The sequence below is a fragment of the Rhodococcoides trifolii genome (assembly GCF_014635345.1).
GTDB classification, from domain to species: Bacteria; Actinomycetota; Actinomycetes; order Mycobacteriales; family Mycobacteriaceae; genus Rhodococcoides; species Rhodococcoides trifolii.
This window is the reverse complement of sequence record NZ_BMCU01000001.1, coordinates 1,176,228-1,192,671: the sequence shown is the minus strand read 5'-3', so window position 1 is coordinate 1,192,671 and position 16,444 is coordinate 1,176,228. Positions and strand designations below refer to the sequence as shown.

General features: G+C 63.2%; 21 protein-coding genes. 8 read left to right on the top strand and 13 right to left on the bottom strand.

Features of this window, described 5'->3' with window-relative positions:
• Positions 1 to 7: 7 nt before the first annotated feature.
• The gene (locus tag IEW02_RS05615) at positions 8 to 1,171 is read right to left on the bottom strand and encodes an epoxide hydrolase family protein (RefSeq protein WP_188543651.1); all 1,164 of its coding nucleotides are present in this window, start codon (positions 1,169 to 1,171) and stop codon (positions 8 to 10) included.
• A 93-nt stretch (positions 1,172 to 1,264) separates the two neighbouring features.
• On the opposite strand from IEW02_RS05615, the gene IEW02_RS05610 reads away from it, so the two are divergent.
• Positions 1,265 to 1,750, top strand: coding sequence for an SRPBCC family protein (locus IEW02_RS05610; protein WP_188543650.1), 486 nt, complete (start codon positions 1,265 to 1,267; stop codon positions 1,748 to 1,750).
• A 31-nt stretch (positions 1,751 to 1,781) separates the two neighbouring features.
• Here the strand turns inward: IEW02_RS05610 and IEW02_RS05605 are convergent, their stop codons facing one another.
• Both IEW02_RS05605 and IEW02_RS05600 read right to left on the bottom strand, forming a co-directional pair.
• Complete coding sequence (locus IEW02_RS05605) at positions 1,782 to 3,407, bottom strand: long-chain fatty acid--CoA ligase (protein WP_188543649.1); 1,626 nt, start codon at positions 3,405 to 3,407, stop codon at positions 1,782 to 1,784.
• A gap of 45 nt (positions 3,408 to 3,452) precedes the next feature.
• Positions 3,453 to 4,394: a helix-turn-helix transcriptional regulator gene (locus tag IEW02_RS05600; RefSeq protein WP_188543648.1), complete on the bottom strand. Its 942-nt coding sequence runs from the start codon at positions 4,392 to 4,394 to the stop codon at positions 3,453 to 3,455.
• Between the two features lie 90 nt (positions 4,395 to 4,484).
• Here IEW02_RS05600 and IEW02_RS05595 point away from each other — a divergent pair, with 90 nt between their 5' ends.
• Positions 4,485 to 4,904, top strand: coding sequence for a VOC family protein (locus IEW02_RS05595; RefSeq protein WP_188543647.1), 420 nt, complete (start codon positions 4,485 to 4,487; stop codon positions 4,902 to 4,904).
• Here IEW02_RS05595 and IEW02_RS05590 read toward each other — a convergent pair.
• Positions 4,885 to 5,292 (bottom strand): nuclear transport factor 2 family protein, encoded by a 408-nt coding sequence (locus IEW02_RS05590; protein WP_188543646.1) that lies wholly within the window; start codon positions 5,290 to 5,292, stop codon positions 4,885 to 4,887. The genes IEW02_RS05595 and IEW02_RS05590 overlap by 20 nt on opposite strands.
• A 56-nt stretch (positions 5,293 to 5,348) precedes the next feature.
• Between IEW02_RS05590 and IEW02_RS05585 the strand changes: the two genes are divergently transcribed.
• The 3 genes from IEW02_RS05585 (at position 5,349) to IEW02_RS05575 (ending at position 7,533) form a co-directional block, all read left to right on the top strand.
• On the top strand, positions 5,349 to 5,765 hold the full coding sequence (locus IEW02_RS05585; protein ID WP_188543645.1) for an EVE domain-containing protein: 417 nt from the start codon (positions 5,349 to 5,351) through the stop codon (positions 5,763 to 5,765).
• Between the two features lie 167 nt (positions 5,766 to 5,932).
• Entirely contained in the window at positions 5,933 to 7,243 is a 1,311-nt protein-coding gene (locus IEW02_RS05580) for a colicin D domain-containing protein (protein WP_188543644.1), read from the top strand.
• Entirely contained in the window at positions 7,243 to 7,533 is a 291-nt protein-coding gene (locus tag IEW02_RS05575) for a colicin immunity domain-containing protein (protein ID WP_188543643.1), read from the top strand. The genes IEW02_RS05580 and IEW02_RS05575 overlap by 1 nt, the downstream gene beginning before the upstream one ends.
• Before the next feature lie 51 nt (positions 7,534 to 7,584).
• Here the strand turns inward: IEW02_RS05575 and IEW02_RS05570 are convergent, their stop codons facing one another.
• The 3 genes from IEW02_RS05570 to IEW02_RS05560 form a co-directional block, all read right to left on the bottom strand.
• Entirely contained in the window at positions 7,585 to 7,962 is a 378-nt protein-coding gene (locus tag IEW02_RS05570) for a PH domain-containing protein (RefSeq protein WP_188543642.1), read from the bottom strand.
• A gap of 663 nt (positions 7,963 to 8,625) precedes the next feature.
• Positions 8,626 to 9,429, bottom strand: coding sequence for a hypothetical protein (locus IEW02_RS05565; protein ID WP_188543641.1), 804 nt, complete (start codon positions 9,427 to 9,429; stop codon positions 8,626 to 8,628).
• A gap of 48 nt (positions 9,430 to 9,477) precedes the next feature.
• Positions 9,478 to 10,815, bottom strand: a complete 1,338-nt coding sequence (locus IEW02_RS05560) for a serine hydrolase domain-containing protein (protein ID WP_229745786.1) — start codon at positions 10,813 to 10,815, stop codon at positions 9,478 to 9,480.
• A 118-nt stretch (positions 10,816 to 10,933) separates the two neighbouring features.
• Between IEW02_RS05560 and IEW02_RS05555 the strand changes: the two genes are divergently transcribed.
• Both IEW02_RS05555 and IEW02_RS05550 read left to right on the top strand, forming a co-directional pair.
• The gene (locus IEW02_RS05555) at positions 10,934 to 11,464 is read left to right on the top strand and encodes a GNAT family N-acetyltransferase (RefSeq protein WP_188543640.1); all 531 of its coding nucleotides are present in this window, start codon (positions 10,934 to 10,936) and stop codon (positions 11,462 to 11,464) included.
• A gap of 95 nt (positions 11,465 to 11,559) precedes the next feature.
• On the top strand, positions 11,560 to 12,861 hold the full coding sequence (locus IEW02_RS05550; protein WP_188543639.1) for a M20 family metallo-hydrolase: 1,302 nt from the start codon (positions 11,560 to 11,562) through the stop codon (positions 12,859 to 12,861).
• 10 nt (positions 12,862 to 12,871) lie between these two features.
• On the opposite strand, the gene IEW02_RS05545 is transcribed toward IEW02_RS05550, so the two are convergent.
• On the bottom strand, positions 12,872 to 13,315 hold the full coding sequence (locus tag IEW02_RS05545; RefSeq protein WP_188543638.1) for a MarR family winged helix-turn-helix transcriptional regulator: 444 nt from the start codon (positions 13,313 to 13,315) through the stop codon (positions 12,872 to 12,874).
• Positions 13,316 to 13,378: 63 nt separating this feature from the next.
• Between IEW02_RS05545 and IEW02_RS05540 the strand changes: the two genes are divergently transcribed.
• Positions 13,379 to 13,747 carry a VOC family protein gene (locus IEW02_RS05540; RefSeq protein WP_188543637.1) on the top strand — a complete coding sequence of 123 codons (369 nt, stop codon included), beginning with the start codon at positions 13,379 to 13,381 and terminating at the stop codon, positions 13,745 to 13,747.
• Positions 13,748 to 13,759: 12 nt separating this feature from the next.
• Here the strand turns inward: IEW02_RS05540 and IEW02_RS05535 are convergent, their stop codons facing one another.
• The 5 genes from IEW02_RS05535 to IEW02_RS05515 are packed head-to-tail and all read right to left on the bottom strand — an operon-like array spanning position 13,760 to position 16,307.
• On the bottom strand, positions 13,760 to 14,221 hold the full coding sequence (locus IEW02_RS05535) for an SRPBCC family protein (RefSeq protein ID WP_188543636.1): 462 nt from the start codon (positions 14,219 to 14,221) through the stop codon (positions 13,760 to 13,762).
• 40 nt (positions 14,222 to 14,261) lie between these two features.
• Positions 14,262 to 14,738 (bottom strand): hypothetical protein, encoded by a 477-nt coding sequence (locus tag IEW02_RS05530; protein ID WP_188543635.1) that lies wholly within the window; start codon positions 14,736 to 14,738, stop codon positions 14,262 to 14,264.
• The gene (locus tag IEW02_RS05525) at positions 14,735 to 15,211 is read right to left on the bottom strand and encodes a hypothetical protein (protein ID WP_188543634.1); all 477 of its coding nucleotides are present in this window, start codon (positions 15,209 to 15,211) and stop codon (positions 14,735 to 14,737) included. Before IEW02_RS05525 ends, IEW02_RS05530 begins: the two co-directional genes overlap by 4 nt.
• On the bottom strand, positions 15,208 to 15,651 hold the full coding sequence (locus tag IEW02_RS05520) for a hypothetical protein (protein WP_188543633.1): 444 nt from the start codon (positions 15,649 to 15,651) through the stop codon (positions 15,208 to 15,210). The genes IEW02_RS05525 and IEW02_RS05520 overlap by 4 nt, the downstream gene beginning before the upstream one ends.
• Positions 15,648 to 16,307, bottom strand: coding sequence for a hypothetical protein (locus IEW02_RS05515; protein WP_188543632.1), 660 nt, complete (start codon positions 16,305 to 16,307; stop codon positions 15,648 to 15,650). Before IEW02_RS05515 ends, IEW02_RS05520 begins: the two co-directional genes overlap by 4 nt.
• Positions 16,308 to 16,444 lie beyond the last annotated feature (137 nt).

The following is a 16,444-nucleotide window of genomic DNA, read 5'->3' as shown; positions in this document are numbered from 1 at the left end:
GACTGTGTCATCGGGAAGCGTCGATCACGTCCAGGAATTTCCTCAGATCCACCGCCAACTCGGCAGGATTCTCCATCGCGGCGAAATGCCCACCGTGGTCCGGTAATTCGGTCCAATGCACGACGTCGAACTCCTGCTCTGCGAGGTGCCGGATGCCGATGTCGTGCGCAAACATGATGGCGCCGACCGGTTGCGACGGCTTCTGCGGCTGATCACCCCACGCACCGGCGTCCGCTGCGTAGACGATGTAGGCGGCACTCCCGGCGCAGCGGGTCAGCCAGTACAGCGTGACGTGCGCCAGAATTCTGTTGCGGCCCAGCGGTCCGTCGGGTTCGGCGTCGAACGGATAGGTCCACGCCCGGAACTTGTCCAGCATCCACGCCAGCTGACCGACGGGACTGTCCGTCATCGCGGCGCCGATCAGCTGCGGCCGCGTCGACTGGATGGAGATGTACCCGAACTCGGACTGCATGAATTCCCCGACGCGACGGTAGCGGTCTAATTCGACTTCGGTGCAACGCTTTTGCTCGTCCTCGTCAGGTTCCTGGAAAGGTGCGCCGATGGACCCATTGACGTGAATGGCCGTGCAATGGTCGGGGTCGAGACGACCCATCGCCGGTGCGACGCCGGCGCCGTAGTCGCCGCCCTGCGCAACGTACGAGTCGTATCCGAGGTGACTCATCAACTCCACGAACGCCCCCGCCACACGGTCGGTGCTCCATCCGTCGCCCGTCAACGGCGTGGAGAACGCGAATCCGGGGACGGAAGGCACCACCACGTCGAACGCACGACTGTCCGCGTCGTCCGGCTCGGTCAGCATCGGGACGAAGTCGAGGAACTCCAGGTACGACCCCGGCCACCCGTGGCACAGCAGAACGGGTGTGGCATCGGCACGCGAGGACCGCACATGCAGGTAGTGGATGCGCTGTCCGTCGATCTCCACCAGGAACTGCGGGAACGACGCAAGCTGCGTCTCGATGTCTCGCCAGCTGAAGTCGTCGACCCAGGTGGCGGCCAGCGACGTCAGGACGGAGATGGGAACACCGGTACTCCAGTCGTCGTCGCCGAGGGGTTCGGGGAGACGGGCGTCGCGAACGCGTCGGGCCAGGTCGTCCAGATCGGACTGCGGAACGTCGACGGTGAAGGGAACGGGCGGCTTGGTGATGGTCATGTATTCATCGTGGCAACTATTGCGGACAACGATGGACCTCTTTGCGTGAACAGCCCGAGGTCCGAGGCGTGAACACTCAGTAGACTGGAGCACGTGTCACACGAAGCAGCCACCCCACTCGCGTCGGGGACGATTTCGGTCGAGGCGAGACCGGATGCGGTGTTCGCCGTCCTGACCGATCTGACGACATTCTCCGAGATGGCCGACGAAACCCACTCGATGCAGTGGTCGAGCGGCGACTCCGCCCGGCCCGGCGCCAAGTTCAAGGGCCGCAACCGCAACGGAATGCACCGATGGTCCACCACCTGCACCGTCACCGACGCCTTCCCCGGCAAGGTGTTCGCATTCGACGTCCACTACGGTCCGACGTCGATTCCGATCGCGCACTGGCGCTACGACATCGAGACGATCGATTCGAAAACTACAGTGACAGAACGTATGTGGGACCGTCGACCGAGCTGGTTCGTCGGAATCGGCGGTCTGGCCACGGGAGTCCGCGACCGCGGAACAGTCAACACCCAGCACATCGAGGCCACCCTGCAGCGACTTCGGCAGATGGTGGACGCCTCCGCGCAGTGAGGATGCTCGACGACACGGCTCGGGCCATCCATCACACCAGTTCGACGACCTCGAGCCCACCATCGGCATGCTGACTCCGCAGCCGCTTCTTGTCGTACTTGCCGACGCTGGTCTTGGGGACCTCGTCGATGAATGTCCAGCGCTCCGGAAGCTGCCAATGCGCGACGCGTCCGTCGAGGAACGTTCGGAGCTCGTCCGCGGTCACGCTCTGCCCGTCGCGCACCACCACGGCGACCAGGGGCCGCTCGTCCCACTTCGGATCGGGAACCCCGATGACAGCGGCTTCCCGCACGGCGGGGTGTTCCATGACGTGGTTTTCGAGTTCGACCGACGAGATCCACTCGCCACCCGACTTGATGATGTCCTTCGAGCGGTCCGTGAGCGTCAGGTAGCCACCCTCGGAGATAGTGCCGACGTCGCCGGTGCGGAGCCACCCGTCGTCGAACTTGTCCGTGGTGTCGTCGCGGTAATAGCTGCCGGTGATCCACGGTCCGCGCACTTGGAGTTCGCCGACGTGTTGCCCGTCCCAGGGCAGCTCGGTGCCGACGTCGCCGACCAACCGGGCGCGGACGCCGGACACGAATCGTCCTTGCGTACAACGCAAATCGAATTCTTCCTCAGGTGACAGTCCGGCGTCGGGACGGCCCGACGTGCCCAGCGGCGACGTTTCCGTCATGCCCCAGGCTTGCGAGATGTGGACGCCGTACTTGTCGTGGAAGGCGCGGATGACGCTCGGTGGGCACGCGCTGCCGCCGACCGAGACGTCGCGCAGGCACGACAGATCCGTCGGGTGGTCCTCGACATACACCAGGAGCGCCTGCCAGATGGTGGGCACGGCCGCGGCGGCGGTGGGCCGCAGCGCTGTCATCATCTCGGCGAGTGGGGCCGGCTGCAGGAAACGGTCCGGCATGATCAGCGACGCCCCGACCATGAGGGCCGCGTAGGGCAGGCCCCACGACATCGCATGGAACATGGGCACGATGGCGAGCACCGTGTCGGACTGGTCGAGCGCCATCGCGTCGGTCATGCAGACCTGCATGGAATGCAACCAGATCGACCGGTGCGAGTACACGACACCTTTGGGATCGCCGGTGGTTCCGGAGGTGTAACACATTGCGGCAGCGGACCGTTCGTCGAGCTCGGGCCAGTCGAACTCCTCGGGCTGACCGGCGAGGACATCGTCGTAGCCGTGCACCTCCATACCCTCGGGCGCCCGTACCCCGGCGGGGTCGGCGCCGACCACGATGAGATGACGCACCGATGGCATGGTCGGCAGCAGCGGCCCGAGCAGAGGGAGCAGGCTCGCGTCGACGATGATCACGCGGTCGTCGGCGTGGTCGACGATGTAGGTGAGTTGCTCAGGGAACAGACGGATGTTCAGGGTGTGCAGCACCGCGCCCATTGCCGGAATGGCCATGTAGGCCTCCATGTGGGCGGAGTTGTTCCACATGAAGGTGGCCACGCGCTGGTCGTCGTCGATGCCGAGGGCGCGCAGTCCGTGCGCAAGTTGGGCGGCGCGACGGCCCAGGTCTGCGAATGTGACTGTGGTCGGACCGGTTTCGCTCCAGGTGGTGACCTCGGCGGACGGGTGAATCGACGTGCCGTAACGGACCAGTTGTCCGATGGACAGCGGGGTGTCCTGCATGGTGCTCTTCATCAATCGCACACTACTTTTTCGCGGGCGGGGCGGCGGGGAATTCGGCTACCGCCCTCCGGCCGAGAGGCGCGCACCCAGCCTGACCACGGCCTGCTGCAGTTCGGGCGGACTCGCATCCTCGAAGTCGGCATCGAATTGCGCCAATTTCGCTGCCACCGCGTTCCACGACCACGCTCCTAGTTGCACACGACACGTGTCGGTGCCCAGGTCCTCGACACTGCCGTCACCGATGTACGGCGCGATCGCCGACGCGTCGATGTGCATGGTTGCCTGACCGACACAGCTCCACTCGCCGTCGTCGCTGCCGCGAAACCGCCGGCGTAAGAACTCGACCGCGGAGCCACCCGGAGTCGGGCGGGGCGAAAAGCGGAGTCCCGTCGGCATTTTCGGGATGATGCGGTCGACGCGAAAACTGCGCCAGTCGTTCCGATCGAGATCAAAGGCGACGAGATACCACCGCGAGTTCGACGCGACGACCCCGTGGGGTTCGACGCGGCGCGATGGGCCGGTCTGGTAGTCGAAGCGCACGATCTCGTGCGCATGACTCGCTGAGGCCAGGACACGGAGGACATCCGGGGCGACCAGGTCCGCGTTCTGATTCGCGGGCATCGCGGTGACGGTGAACCCGGCGACCCGGTGCCGAATGCGCGAGGGCATGACGCGTCGCAACGTGGCGAGGGCACGGTCGGCAGCGTCGCCGATGTCCGCCCCGAGGGCCGGAACCACCTGCAGCGCAACGGTCAAGGCGATGACCTGGTCGTCGTCGAGCAGGAGTGGCGGGATCTGGCTGCCGGCGTCCAAACGGTATCCGCCGTCCGACCCCCGCAGAGCGGCAACGTTGTAACCGAGTTCGCGCAAGCGATCGACGTCGCGCCGAATCGTGCGCGGGCTGACACCCAAGCGATCGGCCAGCAGAGTGCCCGGCCAGTCCCGCGGAACCTGCAGCAACGACAGGAGGGCGAGCATACGAGAGGACGGTTCGGACATGTTTTCAGTATCGCGGGCAATCAGGTCAGGATCTGACCTATTGCCATGGAATCGTCATTCGTGTCAGCAACTCGAACGAAGGATTCTCAGATGACGATCATCAACGCCCTCCACATCAACCTCGACGGCAACGCCCGAGAGGCGCTGGAGTTCTACAAGGCGGTCTTCGGCGGTGAGATCCTCGCCTTCCCCTACGGTCAGGTCGAAGCAGGGCAGGGCCCCGGCCAGGAGGAGCAGATCGCGTGGGGACAGGTGACTGCGCCCAACGGCTTCCACATCATGGCGTACGACGTGCAGGACTCGCTGCCCTACAACCGCGGCGAGAACCCGTTCTACAGCGCGGTGCGCAGCACCGACGCCGACGAGATCAGGGCCGTCTTCAACGGGCTCTCGGACGGCGCCGAAATCCTCGTTCCCCTTGGACCGGCGGTCTTTTCGCCGCTGTACGGAAAGCTAGTCGACAAATTCGGTGTGGTGTGGATTCTGGATGTCATTGCTCAGTGGACATAGCGGAGGCTGCTTCAGCCTTGATCTGCTCGAACTGCTCGCCCATCGCGGCGGCCAAAGCCGTTGCGCCCGAGAGCGGTCGGACCATGACCATGAAGTTGTCGATCAGGCCTTCGTCGTTGAAATGCAGGAAGTCGCAGCCGGTGATGCGCTTGCCGGACACCGTGGTTTCGAACACGAAGGCGTGATCCCGGCCGTCGGGGTTGGCAATTTCCCGGACGTAGTGGAAGTCCTCGAACACGCGCAGCACCCCGCGCAGGATGGCCGCGGTGATGGCCTTCCCCGCGTACGGGCTGAAGGCAACCGGGCTGATGAACTCGACGTCGTCGGCCAGGAGCGCTTCGACGGCGTCGTGGTCTCGCGCTTCCACTGCGGTGCGGAAGGGGTGCATTCGTGGCTCCTCGGGTGGGTGGGTCCGTCGACACTATCCGGCCTAGCATTCAAGCGATGACGACCCGAGCGATCACACCGCAGTCGCTCGGCGCATGGGTGATCAAGTGCAATCCCAAGGTCACCGACCTGGCACCCATGGTCGCGGCGGGCCGAGCGACCGAAAGATGGTGCGTCGCCGACAATTACCGGTCGCGGCTCATGGCTGCCGGACAGCCGGTGCTGTTCTGGGTCAGTGCGCATCCGCGGCGAGGGATCTGGGGTGCAGGCACGCTGACAGGGCCGGCCGAACCGGGGCCGAAGTGGACGGTGCCGACGGACATAGTCCTGTTCGACGAGCCGGTGGTGGCGTTGGAGTTGTCGGCCGTGCCGGAGCTTGCGGGGATCGAAGTGTTTCGATCCCCGCAGCAGTCGAATCCGTCGTGGGTGGATTGCGAGGCGTGGTCGGTGGTGCGGGGGATGTTGCCCAACTAGTCCCTCGAGTCCAGGAATGACTGGTGGCAGTTCCTAGTCGAGCGACAAACCCGTTCCACGAGAAGTGGAACCAGAAGCCCACTGGCGACGTCCAAGCAGGTGTCGGCGGTTCGCAGTCGGCTACTCAATCGGCGCAGAAAGGGTCCGATGTCTCAGAGTGCAGGAATATGACCGTGCTCGACGTCGACCCAGCCGTCTACTACGACGCCGGCAGTTCGTGCGCACGACTCGCACAGGGCTTCTTCACTGCGGTGGACAGCCACGTGAGGGAGCTGGATAGCTGCGGCAACATGGCCGGGAGCTACGACGAAGCCGAAGCGTGGGCCCTGTCTTACGACGGACGGGCCGTGGAGACTGTCGACACGATTCGGGCTCTAGCCGAGGCACTACACCACTACGGCGAAGTTTTGATTCAGCTCGGCTTCAACCACGCGACAGCAGATTACGACGCTGCACGGGGTCTGGGGCCCGAGGTCGGCGAGCCTCCCGTAAAACCTCCCGCACCTTCATCTCCGGGATTCGTTTGCTGGATTCCCCTGCCGTCTGCGGGTGGTGATGGCGGTCTTCTCGACAGCGGCCTCGGTCTCGTCGAGACGATCGGCATCACCGTTCCCGACGGTGACACGGGACGGCTCGACGGGGCCGCTCAATCGTGGCGGGCAATCGCGTCCGAACCGGCACTCTCTACCCTGCCCAGTGAGCTGAGCAAGCTCGCTACGACGTTCCAGGACATCACCGCACCGGAGACGGAGTTCATCGACAATGACCTTCGCACGATGCAGGGAACGGCCGACGATGTTCTGTCTGCGCTCACGGAACTTGCCTCGAGCTGCGATGAGCACCGACAAGCCTTGGACGAGCTTCGAAGCAGGCTGCTGAACGAGCTCAGCGGGCTGGCGGACGAGTTGCTGAAAGAACTGGCGATCACAGCTGCTCTAGGAGTCGCAGCATCACTCGTGACCTTCGGGATCGGTGCTGTCGCTGCGACGGCTCGTGCAGCGTCGGTGGCCGCTCGATTCGCACAGCCGCTGCGGCGCATCATCGAGGTGTGGAAGTCGGCGAAAAATCTGGGCCGCGGGGTCGGTAGAGAACGGGATCTTCGACGGCGTCAGAGCGAGCTGGAGCGGATCAAGGAAATAGGAAGCAGGAACGTGGGAGCGCCGGTCACCGTGCCGTTGTCCACGACAAGAGCTCAGATCGAGAAAAAGTTCAAGCACGCCGATGACTTCGGCGTGACGGAACCTCGTGGAAATGCTGGGTTCGACGCTTTCGAAAGAGCTGTGCAAGACCACGTGCGCGACCCATCAACCCTCCACATCGATGGGACGTACAGAGGCGACGGGGCCATACTGAACTACAATGAGTCGACCGGCTTGGTCGTGGTCCAGACGCCCTCAGGCGAGTTTGTTTCCGGGTGGCGTCTGACTCAAATGCAGCGAAGCAACGTACTGAACACTGGAAGGCTTGGTGGAGGTTGATGGCAAGCACCGAGCAGTCGGTCAGCGCAATGATCGAGAGTTACCGCGAGATCATTGGCTCATTCGTTTCCGGTTCGACCTCTGCAAGTGAGTTCGAAGCTGCATACCTGAGGCACTTCAAAGATGACAGAACACAGGTCTCGGGATCTGAATACGACACTCTGGAGAGACTATTCTTCGACGTTGACGACTACGTAGAGGATCCGGGCCTGCGAGATGGCCCCAAAGATATCGGTCCAGACGAATTACGCGCGCGTGCCCGGCGCGCCTTCGACGTGCTCTACAGCTGAAGTCCACCGCGATACTGCGCGAGCAGGGCGGCAAAACCGTGGTCGATGTTCTTACACAGCTACAAAGTGCGACAGAATGCCCTGCACCTCATAGATGTCCACAGCCTTGTTGAACTGCTTCTGTATGGGTGCCGGATTCCCGGAGATCCAGATCTTCAGTTCAGCGTCGAGATCGAAAGTGCCCGCTGTTTCTACCGAAAAATGCGTGATAGCGCGGTAGAGAACACTGTGGTACTCGACTTTCTTCCCGGTCAGCCCCTGCTTGTCCACCATAATTAGTCGGCGGTTCGTGAACAGGAACGCGTCCCGCACGAGCTTGTAAGCCGCGTGGATCTGCTCCCCCTCGCCGAGGAGCCGGCTGAATTCTTCGTGCGCAGCCCTAGGGTCGATCCTGCCGGCGTTACCAATCATGCCGTCTAGCAATCCCATTGCAGTCTCCTTCTTGAAATGTTTGCGTCGTAAGATCCTGAGAAATTTGGGTGATCGGGACTTCGCGGATAATTGCAATACCGAGCGAAGTTTAGCCTTTAGTTCAACGTCATACGGCAATATTCCTGTGTGTTGCCAGCGTCTAAGCAGTTCTGCCAATCAAGTTGCCCCTGTACCCACGGCGACGGTGTCGGAACTACCCGATAGTTCGGATTCGGGTACGACGCACCGTTCGGGTAAACGCAGAGGTCGGTCTCGCACACCGCCGTATTGGCCTCGACCTCGCCGCGCAACGACTCGTCGTGGACTGCTTGGCAATAGTCGCTCCACCCAGTTTGGGTACCGTCTGACCAAAAGGTCTCGATGGGGCCCATGCCGGGCTGACAATCGACAATGTAAGGCTCGACATATTCGATTGCCGGTGCTTCATACGTCGTCGCCTCAGTAGCGGTCGGCTCTGGCACGGACTTCGAGGACTGCGTCGTTATTGGTGCGACAGTAGTCGTTTCGGTCGTGCTTGATGCAGTGTTCGAGCTCAAAATCGGCCCGCTTGCCTGCTGGACATTGTTCGAGCAGCTAGTCACGCCTAACACAAGCAGAATCAGCGAACAGGCGAGGAGTAGTGACTTCACGTCGGACATACCGTCCTTTTCAGGCGAAGCGTTACTCCCTCGGCGACGAGGCCTCCCCCCGCAACCGCTCCACTGCCTCCTGCATCTGAACGCTCAGCCGACCCGTCGCCTCGTCAAACATGTCACGCGCCGCGGTCAGCGTCATCGAGCCCAGCTCATCGCCTTCGCGCGCCAGCATTTCCTCGGCGTCGGGTTCGCTGTGCTTCTGAATCCACCGCATCCGTTCCAGTTCCCTCTGCATCGCCGCCAAGCCGTCGTAGTAATTGCGGAGCGCCGACAACCGTCCGATCAGCACCTGCTGACGGTCCGCGAGCGCTGCTTGGCGCTCCCGGTAGATGCGCATGACATCGTCGTCCTTCGCGAGGTGACCCACCGGCGCGTCCAGACGCTCGACGGCCTTCTCCAGCAGGTACGCGCTGCGCGCGATAGCCGCGATCTCCTCGGACAGGTCGATACGCACGACGCGGTGTGACACCTCGTGTGCGGTCCATACATCGAGCTCCTCGATGGCGGTCGCGATGACCACCGCCGCCACAGCGATGCGCCCGCTTGCCGACGCTCGAATTGCTTTGATGCGAGCCGACTCTGCAGGGTCGAGTTTTCGAGAACCGGGTCGTCGGTCGACAACGCTACGGACACGATCGAGGCGCTTAGCTTCGGACAATCGCTGCGCATCCGCGTTACCGACGATCTGGCGCCACGCGTCGAGAGCCAGCCGGACGTACTGCGTCGCCTCCGATGTCGTCGACTCGGACCACGACGGTTGAGCCAACCCGACCACGGCGTCGTCGATTGCTCGCTGGTCCTTGGACCGCCGATCGAACGGATTCTTCATCGCCCCTCCTTGTGTCTGCCTCAGTATGCGGAGCGAGCCCGACATCCACTAGTGAGTCGTCGGGCGGCGCGACACCACCTGACTCACGACGACCACCACCGTCGTCGCAAGGACTGCGGCCAGCAGAACCCAGAACGCGACCGTCACGTCCGGAGCCCACAACCACATCACCGGCAATGATGCACCGACGACAGCCGGCACCCCGAGCAATGCCCCAACCACCACGACGCTGCCCAGCACCACGGCAAGCGTTCCTCGGACGACTGCCCCGCGGACCGACCGTCGACGCGTTCTCCCAGTGGCGAAGCGCGTCACGATCCAGACGGCCACGGCCAGAAGAACAGCCGCAAGTCCCAACAAGACGCCCACCACGGTGGTCGCCAGTGAACTCGGAAGGTCGGTCGTCGAACCGTCGAGCACCATGGTCGTCAGGTTTCGGCCCACCGCTGCGATGCGTTCCGACTCCATCTCGCCATAGCGGTTGCTCGCCAACACTACTGCCGTATCAGTGTCCGGAATCATGCCAACGTAGGTGTAGTAGCCCGGCACCGCACCCGAATGCCACCACACGTTCTGCCCGCCGATGTCCTCCCGATACAAGCCGTTCGCGTACTCGGTTCCGTGACCGGTGTCGACGCCTCGGACGTCCTTCTCCCCGCCCTGCAGCTCCCCCAATCGCCACGATGCGTAGCGACCCAGGTCGGTGATGGAGCCGGCGAGGTAGCCGTATCCCAGTCCAGCAGCGTCGATTCCGACGTCGATCGCGCGCGCAGTTCCGAAGAAGGGGACGTGTCCCGGCGGGACGTCGCGGACGAACGCGTCGGGATCGGTGATCGTCGAGGTGGCACCGGATGGTTCCAGGACCTCGCGGGTGACGGCGTCGGCAAAGGTCCCTCCTGTGTGTTGTTCGATGACGGCCTGCAACAGCAGATAGTTGAGGCTCGAGTAGCGAAACGTGCCGCGCGGCGAGGTGCCGTCGGGTGCTGCGATCGACGCGACCGCGTCGGTGGCCGATCCGCGACGGGACCAGTCGTCGGTGACCGTGATGTCGTGCGGCAGTCCGCTTGTGTGGTGAACGAGGTCGTCGACGGTGACGGAGGGATCGACGAGCATGCCGCGCGCCTGCGGGACCGCGTCGACGACCGCCCTGGCGCGATCGATACCAAGGCCCGTCACTGTTGCTGCAGTGAGCTGTTTGGACACCGAACCCCAGACGAAGGGGGTCTCGAGGTCGACTCCGCTGGCGGCCTCGGCAACGACCCCGTTCACGTCGACTATCTGCGCCGCCATGCCTGGAGCGCCGACTTCCGATGACCAGCGTTCGACGGAGTGCTGCAGGTCAGGTGACGACAGTGGTTCCGCGGCAACCGAACTCGTAGTGGTCACGGCGATTAGAACAAAGGACACGATCATCAGACGAAGAGCGCGCACATAATTCCTCTCGTGGTGTAGCGCGATGGTCTCGTACTAGTTTCGTGGGGTCAAGGTTCCCTACACTTGCCAGGTGGTCTCCACCTTCGACATTCACGTGCGGCCCCGGCTGGACGGCGACATGCCCGCCCTCTTGCGCATCCTGCAACGCTCCCACGAGCTGTTCGGATACCCGGTCCGCGCGACTGTGGTGCGGGCAGATTGGCTTGCCGTGTCGGACGAGCTCGGCGCCTGGGTGGCCGAGCACGACGGCGCCGTCGTCGGACATATTGCGCTGCACCCGACAGCGACACCGGGACATGACGCCGGCGAGGACGAGGCCAGTGCTCAGTGGCAGCGCGCGACCGGTGTGACCGCCGACCGGTTGGCCGTCGTGTCGCGATTCGTCACCGACGGTTCCGTGAGGGGCAGTGGGACGTTGTTGCTCGATCAGGCAGTCAAGGCAGCCGGTGAAGCGGGTCGGGTGCCGGTACTGCTCGTCGAGCCGAACGGCGACGCACTCGGCTTCTACCGGCGACGGGGGTGGCGCGAGATCGGGACGGCGGTGCAGCAGTGGGGTGAGCATCGGGTCGAGGCGGTGTTGATGGTGGCACCGGGTCACTGAGCCAACGTTCGGCCGCGTGACGACGGTCGACAGACAGATATCGACCTGACGCCGCTTGTCTGGCCGAATGAACCCGTGAGGACGACACTGAACCCATGACCACCGGCACAGACCAGATCCGGGTTCCGTCCGACCCGACCGCTAACGATGCTCTCATCGCCGACTTCGTCACCATGTCGACGTTCGGGGCTACGCAGGCGGGCGGTGTGGAACGGCAGGCGGCCACAGCTGAGGACGGGGCCAACCGAGAGTGGTTGTCCACCTGGCTCACCGACCGCGGCTTCACCGTCTCCTACGACCGCGTCGGGAACCAGTTCGGCCTGTTCGAATTGGTCCCGGGAGCTCCGTACGTCCTGGCCGGGTCACACCTCGATTCACAGCCGCGGGGCGGTAAGTACGACGGTGCCTACGGTGTACTCGCGGCTGCACATGCCATGAACCGATTGCGGAATTACTACGAGGCGCACCCGAAGGCAGCGAAGTTCAACCTCGCTGTCGTCAATTGGTTCAACGAGGAGGGGTCGCGATTCAAACCGTCGATGCAGGGTTCGGGCGTCTTCACCGGCAAGATCACTCTCGAAACAGCGTTGACGACAACGGATTCTGCCGGTACGACCGTCGGTCAGGCACTCGGAGATCTCGACATGCTCGGCGAGCACGACGTCTTCACTGTCGGCGACCATCACACCGAGGGCGGGTTGATGGTCGCGTCGTACGCGGAGATTCACATCGAACAGGGGCGCGAGCTCGACAAAGCTGGCATCACGATGGGGCTCGTCGACTCCACCTGGGGCGCAAACAAATACGAGATCTCGGTGGTGGGATCCCAAGCGCACACCGGTGCGACTGCCATCGCCGACCGTCAGGACGCGCTGTACGGCGCCTCCCTCGCCGTGGTGGCTCTGCGCGATCTTGCAGATCGGTACGGCGACAGCCTGCACACATCCTGCGGACAGCTGACGGTGTATCCGAACTCGCCCGTCGTGGTGGCCCGGGAAGTGCACATGCATCTGGACCTGCGCTCCTCGTCGGACGAACTACTCGATGACGCGGACGAGGCCCTGAACAGGGCCTTCGCCGAGATCGAACTGAAGGCCGACGTCGAAATCCAACGTCGATTCGCGCATCGATGGAAGGGCCACACCTACACGCCCGAAGGCGTCGAGCTGGCCGGTCGGGTGATCGACGACCTGGGGATCAGTCGGCAGAACGTGCGGACGCGCGCCGGACACGACAGCACCAACATGAAAGACGTCGTCCCGACGGTCATGCTCTTCGTCCCCAGCGTCGACGGTGTCTCACACGCCGAGAACGAGTACACGCACGATCAGGACCTGATCACCGGAACCGATGTTCTGACGGAGACGCTGGCGCGGATGGCCGAGGGGGAGCTGTAAGTTCCGGGATCTACTCACGGTCGTTCAGCGATTCGATCATGCTGTGCAACAGGTGGAATGCGCCGGCCCGCTCGGTCTCGCTCATCCCGGACAGCATCCGGATCTCGACGAAACGAACGGCAGCGCTCGCTTTCGCGAGGCTCCTACGGCCACGAGGAGTGAGCTGTGCGGGGAGCGCTTTTCCGACGGGTGCCGCCGCGGGCCTGCTCACGTAACCGTCCCGTTCCAAGGCCTGCAGCAGAACATTCATCGACTGCCTGGTGACGAACGCTCCTCGTGCGAGTTCGGAGTTCGACAAACCCGGGCGCTGAGCCAGCAGCTCGAGACACGAATAGTGCGTCACACTCATCCCCAGCGGGCGCAGCACCTCCTCCATGGCCGCGCGGAGAGCACTGGACGCTTCCTTCAGCAGGTAGCCCAGTGACGATTCGAGTTCGATCCCGTCTTGACTCATGTCAGTATCCTGACATACATTGATGTATGTCAGAAAACTGACACGACTTCCTAGGAGGAATACATGCCCGCCACTGGCCCCGACTTCATCTCGTTCCAAGCACGCGACCTCGACGCTTCGCAGGCGTTCTACGAGAAGTACCTCGGCCTTGTTCGCTCGCCGGCAGGACCTCCTCACGCAGTGGTCTTCGAGACGAAGCCGATTGCGTTTGCACTACGCGAAGTTGTCCCCGGCACCGACCTGAACTCGACTCCCCAGCCTGGAATCGGCGCAGCGATCTGGTTCCACGCCAACGACGTTCAGGAAATCCACGATTCACTGGTCGCGGACGGACACACCATCGCCTCCGCGCCCATCGACGGACCCTTCGGCCGCACATTCACCTTCGCCGACCCGGACGGGTACCACGTCACCCTGCACGACCGAGCCTGAAGACGGAGTGCATCAGGACTCGGCGACCCTCTTGATGGCCGCCAAGGTCCGCGGGATGCCGTCGTGCGCTGCGGCGACGCGGTTGTCGATCTCCTTCTGCGCGTCCTCGCCGTACTTGGAATGGAAGTATTCGACGCCCTCGTCCGGGAACGACCACGATTCGGTCAGCGTCGTCGAACCGCCGTCGGCCGGTTCGAGGATGTAGGCCCAATGTACGACGCCACCTGCCACCGCCCACCCGAAGCGCTTGCCGGGCTCGGCCGCTTCGACCGTCGACACAGTCTCCCAGGTGCGGTCCGGGGTGACGTTGCGGCCGGTGAAGGTCGAGCCGACGCCACCGTCGCCTTCGGTCCACCAACACGCCTCGCAGATGGGACTCCACTCGCCGGTGCGGGTGACGTCGGAGACCAGGGCGTAGACGTCGGCCGGGGAGGCGGCGATGGTGATGGAGTCCGAGTGTTCGTAGGAGGTCATGGTGGCGATTGTGGCATGAGCGTCAGCGGCAGAGCCGGCGTCACTGTTCCCATTTCGGGAAGTCGCCCTCGGCCGAGAGATACCTGTCCCCCTCCCATGGGTCGCCGTACTTCTCGTACGGCGACCCCAGTGTGGACAGAAGATCCTTGCCATCCTGAGTGATTTCGCCGCGAAATACCTCCATGGAACCCAACTGATCTTCTGTGGCGTTGCGGTAACCAACTTCACCGTCGTGGCCGTTCGCGATGCGATGCATCGCCTCGGAAAGAGGCACCGTCCAGGGCTCCCATGTGCGGGTCACGGTCGACCACCCGCCAATCGTCATCAGACCACGCCGAGCGAACTCCTCGATGATCTCGGCGACTCGATCGAGTGAGCTGTCGTGCGGCGTGACACGACGAGCCGTGCCGACGAAAGGTTTAAAGGGCATCCAGTCGTCGTCGAGTTCGTAAAGGAGGAAATGTTCGAGCCGAGCATCGATCGTCAAGAGTGCTCCGTCCGCCGCTTGCTTCTTCATTGCTGCCAAGGTGGAAAATCGCCTTCGGCAGCGAGGATGCCCTCCCCTGCCCAGGGGTCTCCGTACTTCTCGTAGGGGGAGCCCAACTCGGCCAGCAATAACTTTCCAGCGGTGGTTATTTCGCCTCTGAACACCTCTGTCAATCCGAGTTGCTGCTCGGTGGCCGAGCGGTAACCGACGTTCAGACCATCACCATCTGCGATGCGTTGCATTGCCTCAGGAAGAGAGATCGTCCAGCGCTCCCAAGTGCGGGTGTCGGTCGACCAACCGCCAATCGTCATCAAACCCCGCCGAGCGAACTCCTCTATGACCTCGGCGACCCGATCGAGAGAGCAATCATCCGGCGAGACTCGTCTAGCGATGCCGACGAAGGAACCCAGTGGCATCCAGTCGTCGTCAAGTTCGTACAGCAGGAAATGTTCGAGCCGAGCATCGATCGTCAAAAGTGCTCCGTCCGCCGCTTTCTCATTCATTGCTGCCAAGGTGGGAAATCGCCTTCGGCAGCGAGCATGCCCTCCCCTGCCCAGGGGTCTCCGTACTTCTCGTACGGTGAACCGAGCTCGGCCAGAAGGGTTCTCCCTTCAGCCGTGATCTCGCCTCGGAAGACCTCGGTCGATCCCAACTGGCGTTCGGTTGCATTGCGGTACCCGACCTCACCGTCGTAACCGTTTGCGATTCGGTCCATTGCTTCGGACAGCGGCACGTTCCAAGGCTCCCAAGTGCCCGTCTCGGTCGACCAACCACCAATTGTCATCAAACCGCACCGAGCGAACTCCTCGATGATCTCGCCAACTCGGTCGAGGGAGCTTTGTGCCGGCGAGACTCTACGAGTGACACCGACGAACTGGCCGAGGGATGTCCAGTCGTCGTCGAGTTCGTACAGCAGGAAGTGTTCGAGCCTTTTTTCGATCATCCGACGTGCACCTTTACGACCTTGCTACCGTCTGGAAATTTGATGTCCAAGGTAGCGCCGCCCGAAGTACTCGAATCCCTCATTCGTACTTGTGTGCCATCTGGCAGTTCGACACCAACACCCGGATATCTGTTCGCGTCCATCGATCGTCCCTCCCTGGCCAATGTCTCGTATAAATCTTTCACGTCCTGGTCTGTCCCGACTTGCCTGTTGGGAGAATTTCGGCCTGGTTGACTGTTGGCGTCCAAAACACCTTCCACGCTGCCCTGGTCTACCGGCCCAGCATCCGCAAAGAACTGGTCCGGAATGGCGTCCTCGATCGTCTCCCACGCGCCCTCACCGAACTGATCGACCAACGCGAACAGCAGCGCGCCCAGCGAGACGACGCCTGCTGCGATCAGGGCATCGACGGCCATCTCGACGAGCAGTCCGACCCCGATGACAAGAGGTAGGAAGTTTCGCGCACCAACGCTCTGAGACAACGGTTCGAGCGCGCGGACAACTGCATCCGCAGCCTGCCGATCCGCTCGATGGAGTTCCGCAAGTCTCGAACCGATCGATTCAGCGTGAATTGCAGCCCGTTTGGGCTGACCACCGACAGCACGGACGGACCAATCGTCACAGACGGCACAGCCGTCCGCTTCGGCAGTCGACACCGCCGACAGGACCGCGGACCTTGACCGGCTGACGGAGTCGGCCCCGATCTGAATCGCACGGCCGACGGCCCGCATCGCGAGGGCACTGGTGGACGCATTGCGACGGACGCGCTCGACACAGGAGGAGGCCGCGTCGT

Coding starts and splice junctions, on each gene's coding strand:
- IEW02_RS05615 (WP_188543651.1), bottom strand. CDS start 1,171: ATGACCATCACCAAGCCGCCCGTTCCCTTCACCGTCGACGTTCCGCAG.
- IEW02_RS05605 (WP_188543649.1), bottom strand. CDS start 3,407: ATGAAGAGCACCATGCAGGACACCCCGCTGTCCATCGGACAACTGGTC.
- IEW02_RS05600 (WP_188543648.1), bottom strand. CDS start 4,394: ATGTCCGAACCGTCCTCTCGTATGCTCGCCCTCCTGTCGTTGCTGCAG.
- IEW02_RS05595 (WP_188543647.1), top strand. CDS start 4,485: ATGACGATCATCAACGCCCTCCACATCAACCTCGACGGCAACGCCCGA.
- IEW02_RS05590 (WP_188543646.1), bottom strand. CDS start 5,292: ATGCACCCCTTCCGCACCGCAGTGGAAGCGCGAGACCACGACGCCGTC.
- IEW02_RS05585 (WP_188543645.1), top strand. CDS start 5,349: ATGACGACCCGAGCGATCACACCGCAGTCGCTCGGCGCATGGGTGATC.
- IEW02_RS05580 (WP_188543644.1), top strand. CDS start 5,933: ATGACCGTGCTCGACGTCGACCCAGCCGTCTACTACGACGCCGGCAGT.
- IEW02_RS05575 (WP_188543643.1), top strand. CDS start 7,243: ATGGCAAGCACCGAGCAGTCGGTCAGCGCAATGATCGAGAGTTACCGC.
- IEW02_RS05570 (WP_188543642.1), bottom strand. CDS start 7,962: ATGGGATTGCTAGACGGCATGATTGGTAACGCCGGCAGGATCGACCCT.
- IEW02_RS05565 (WP_188543641.1), bottom strand. CDS start 9,429: ATGAAGAATCCGTTCGATCGGCGGTCCAAGGACCAGCGAGCAATCGAC.
- IEW02_RS05550 (WP_188543639.1), top strand. CDS start 11,560: ATGACCACCGGCACAGACCAGATCCGGGTTCCGTCCGACCCGACCGCT.
- IEW02_RS05545 (WP_188543638.1), bottom strand. CDS start 13,315: ATGAGTCAAGACGGGATCGAACTCGAATCGTCACTGGGCTACCTGCTG.
- IEW02_RS05540 (WP_188543637.1), top strand. CDS start 13,379: ATGCCCGCCACTGGCCCCGACTTCATCTCGTTCCAAGCACGCGACCTC.
- IEW02_RS05535 (WP_188543636.1), bottom strand. CDS start 14,221: ATGACCTCCTACGAACACTCGGACTCCATCACCATCGCCGCCTCCCCG.
- IEW02_RS05530 (WP_188543635.1), bottom strand. CDS start 14,738: ATGAAGAAGCAAGCGGCGGACGGAGCACTCTTGACGATCGATGCTCGG.
- IEW02_RS05525 (WP_188543634.1), bottom strand. CDS start 15,211: ATGAATGAGAAAGCGGCGGACGGAGCACTTTTGACGATCGATGCTCGG.
- IEW02_RS05520 (WP_188543633.1), bottom strand. CDS start 15,651: ATGATCGAAAAAAGGCTCGAACACTTCCTGCTGTACGAACTCGACGAC.